Below are 3774 nucleotides of genomic sequence, written 5' to 3' on the forward strand. Positions count from 1 at the left end.
TGCGATCGACTTCCCCGTGGGGAGGGAGGCATCCATTACATCTCCTCGCGATCAATAGTCCTTCGTGAGTCTCGAAGGCTTTTCGCGCGTAGTTATCCAAGAGGAACCCACAATTATCCGCTTCTTCGCGAATTCCGCCGGCCCTTGTACATGAGCAACAGCCAACCTTCCACGCTCATCCGAACACCAAATATGAAACGACCGTAACATTGTACGACATGAAATTCGATCGACAGAAGTCAATCGCCGTGAAGCACTGGAATTGGGGCCACCAACGACTGGAACTTGTGTATAGTTGACACAGGAGATGGTGTTCCTCCTCTTTTGAAGAAACCGCAGCCGAAGATGCGCTGCTGATGACGCCTACAGAACCTGACCTTCGTTGGGGGCTGTAGGCGTTCGCGTTTACGTCCTTGGCATTGGTCAGCCCGATTGTTTCGAGCACATGACCAAGGTCCAATGCGTAAATATCTTCGTCGTCCCGAACAGCTAGAGCTACTGCCATCTCTTGGCAAATGGCTCCTCATCGCAAGCGTTGTCGCCGCTCTCGCGGGCAGCGCGTCTGCATTTTTCCTAGTGTCTCTGGATCGCGCCACCGAATGGCGCGAGGCGCACCGCTGGATCATCTGGCTGCTTCCGCTTGCAGGCATGGGCGTGGGCTTCGTCTATCACCTGCTGGGCAAGCAGGTGGACGGCGGTAACAACCTCATCATCGATGAGATCCACGACCCCAAGAAGGTTGTCCCGCTACGCATGGCGCCCTTGGTGCTAGGAGGCACCGTCATCTCTCACCTATTCGGTGCATCGGTCGGCCGAGAAGGCACTGCCGTGCAGATGAGTGGCGCGCTTGCAGATCAGCTCACCCATGTTTTCCGGCTGGAACACGAAGACCGGCGCATCCTGCTCATGACTGGCGTCAGCGCCGGTTTCTCCGCAGTGTTTGGCACGCCGCTGGCCGGGGCCGTGTTCGGGCTAGAAATACTAGCTATCGGGCGCATGCGCTACGACGCGCTGTTTCCTTGCGCCGTAGCGGCGATCGTGGCGAACCAGGTATGCCTTGCCTTCGGTGTCCACCATACGCATTACGCCATCTCCGAAGTTGTGCCAATCAGTGCCTGGAGCGTACTGGCCGTCGTACTGGCCGGCATCATCTTTGGGCTGGTAGGGGCCGTCTTTGCCAAGGCCGCGCACAAGCTGGGCGCAACGATGAAGCGCCGTATCGGCTACGCGCCGCTCCGCCCGTTCGTGGGAGGAGTGATCGTTGCCACCGCCGTGTGGGCGCTTGACGCCTACAACTACATCGGCCTCGGCATTCCCGAGATCATGCGTTCGTTCCAGGAGCCGATGAAGCCTTGGGACTGGCTGGGCAAGCTCGTCTTCACAGTGGTCTCCCTAGGCACTGGGTTCAAGGGCGGCGAGGTCACGCCGCTGTTCTACATCGGTGCGACGCTAGGCAACGCGCTGGCACCATTGCTGCACCTGCCCTTTCCGATGCTGGCTGGCATCGGTTTCGTTGCCGTGTTCGCAGGTGCGGCGAACACGCCTATCGCCACTACATTGATGGCCATGGAGCTATTTGGCGCCGATATTGGCCCGCTGGCGGCGGTCGGCTGCATCACTGCTTACCTGTTCTCCGGCCATACAGGCATCTACCACGCACAACGGCTTGGCCACGGCAAGCACAGCAAGCATCGGCGCACGGTTCCGGAAGAGCTTCGGATTTCCGATCTCGCGCATTTCCACAAGCAGCGCAGCGAAGCCCAGAAGAAGCCTCCGATCCCACCGGCGGACACCAGCGAGCCGCAGATCGAACACCAAGCAAACGACATCGACCAAAAAGGAGAATGACCATGTCGGCATCCAGCATCCAGACCATACATGCGCGAGAAATCCTGGACTCACGCGGCAACCCCACGATCGAAGTCGATGTAAGTCTGGCTGGTGGCGCCACGGGGCGCGCCGCCGTTCCATCCGGTGCGTCCACAGGTATTCACGAGGCCGTCGAAATCCGAGATGGCGATGTCCATCGCTTTAACGGTAAAGGTGTTCACACAGCAGTTTCCCATGTCAACAAAGCGATCTCTGCAGTGCTCCACAGCAGAGATGCCTGCGATCAGGCGGACATCGACAAACTGCTGATCGAATTCGATGGCACTCCCAACAAGGAACGCCTCGGGGCCAACGCAATCGTCGGAGTGTCTTTGGCCGTGGCCCGTGCTGCCGCACAGGCCTGCGGTCAGCCGCTGTTTCGCTATCTGGCAGGCGATCGCGATATACGCATGCCCGTGCCGATGTTCAACATCCTCAACGGCGGCGTGCATGCGAACTGGCAGGGGCCGGATTTTCAGGAATTCATGATTGCGCCAGTGGGTGCTCCGAGCTTCTCTGAAGCATTCCGCTACGGCGCAGAGATCTACCACCGCCTGCGCTCAATCCTGAAAGAACGAGGCTACTCCACAGCAGTCGGTGACGAAGGCGGGTTTGCCCCTGCACTGCAACGCAACAGCGATGCGATCGAGCTGATACTGGCGGCGATCGAAGCGGCAGGCTATCGGCCTGGCATTGATGTAGTGCTCGCTCTCGACCCAGCCTCCAGTGGTTTCTTTGAAGACGGCCTCTACCACCTTCGTAGCGAAAGCCGCAAAGTCACGCCATCGGAGCTGATTGAGTTGTACGAAGACTGGATTGGTCGCTTCCCAATCGCGGTGCTGGAGGACGGACTGGCAGAGGACGACTGGACCGGCTGGCAACTACTGAATCAGCGACTGGGCGATCAGATCGAGCTGGTGGGGGATGACCTCTTCGTGACCAATGTCAAACGTATTGAGCGCGGCATCCGCGAGAAGGTCGCCAACGCCGTACTGATAAAGCCCAATCAGGTGGGCACGCTTACCGAAACATGCGCCGCCGTAGATATGGCTTACGCGGCTGGCTGGGGAGCGATGGTTTCGCATCGCAGCGGCGAAACAGTAGATAGTTTCATTGCAGACTTAACCGTCGCATTGAACACCGGACACCTCAAGACCGGTGCTCCCTGCCGCGGTGAGCGTGTCGAAAAGTATAACCAACTCATGCGTATTGAAGAGATATTAGGTGACCGTGCCCACTATGCCGGTCGGGCCGCATTTGTTCGCTAGGTGAGCAATAAACACATGCCAATGCACATACTTTCATCAATGGTCAGCCTTGTATGACTGGCCTAAAGCTGCTCCGCAAGCAAAAGAGTGGATTATTAGTTCGAGGTCTTTATGGAATTGAGACATCTCCGCTACTTTGTCATCCTGGCTGAAGAGCTGCATTTCACACGAGCTGCCGAGCGCTTACACATCGAACAGCCCCCACTGTCCCGAGCCATTAAAGAGCTTGAGGATGAACTGGGGGCTGTTCTCTTTGATCGAGATCGTCGGGGAACCCAACTGACTTCGGCCGGAGTAGCATTCCTACAGGATGTGCGACGAGTATTCGCTGCCTTGGAACAGGCTCGGGAAAACGTCAAGGCCATCGCAGCGGGTTTACAAGGCAGTCTGCGTATCGCGATATCTGATGGCACTGTTGACCAGCGCCTGTCTGCATTTCTCGCCCACTGCCGCGAAGAAGAGCCCGACATTGAAATACGGCTGACAGAAGTTCCTCTAGCTGAACAGTTGCGCGGACTGCGGTCGGGCGACTTCACGATCGGATTTGCCCATACCGCGGAGGTTGGCGAGGAAATCATCGCGGAGCCGATATGGGGTCTCCTCGTTTTCAGTGCAATAAGTGACGGTACGAAAAGCT

3 protein-coding genes and 1 riboswitch are annotated in these 3774 nt (G+C 57.7%); all 3 genes read left to right on the forward strand.

Features of this window, described 5'->3' with window-relative positions; translation table 11 throughout:
- The first annotated feature begins 294 nt into the window (after window positions 1–294).
- Window positions 295–373: riboswitch (Fluoride riboswitch) on the forward strand.
- Window positions 374–459: 86 nt separating this feature from the next.
- On the forward strand, window positions 460–1848 hold the full coding sequence (locus tag OX89_RS16630) for a voltage-gated chloride channel family protein (protein WP_047351449.1): 1389 nt from the start codon (window positions 460–462) through the stop codon (window positions 1846–1848).
- A 2-nt stretch (window positions 1849–1850) separates the two neighbouring features.
- Window positions 1851–3137, forward strand: coding sequence for a phosphopyruvate hydratase (gene eno, locus OX89_RS16635; protein ID WP_047351450.1), 1287 nt, complete (start codon window positions 1851–1853; stop codon window positions 3135–3137).
- A 111-nt stretch (window positions 3138–3248) separates the two neighbouring features.
- The coding region (locus OX89_RS18300) for a LysR family transcriptional regulator (RefSeq protein ID WP_157497530.1) at window positions 3249–3774 on the forward strand (526 nt) is incomplete at its 3' end.

It is taken from the genome of Diaphorobacter sp. J5-51, from assembly GCF_001023515.1.
GTDB classification, from domain to species: domain Bacteria; phylum Pseudomonadota; class Gammaproteobacteria; order Burkholderiales; family Burkholderiaceae_C; genus Diaphorobacter; species Diaphorobacter nitroreducens.

Bases quoted from the DNA above. Each gene is read 5' to 3' on its own strand.
- eno (WP_047351450.1), top strand. From the start codon at position 1,851: ATGTCGGCATCCAGCATCCAGACCATACATGCGCGAGAAATCCTGGAC.
- OX89_RS16630 (WP_047351449.1), top strand. From the start codon at position 460: ATGCGTAAATATCTTCGTCGTCCCGAACAGCTAGAGCTACTGCCATCT.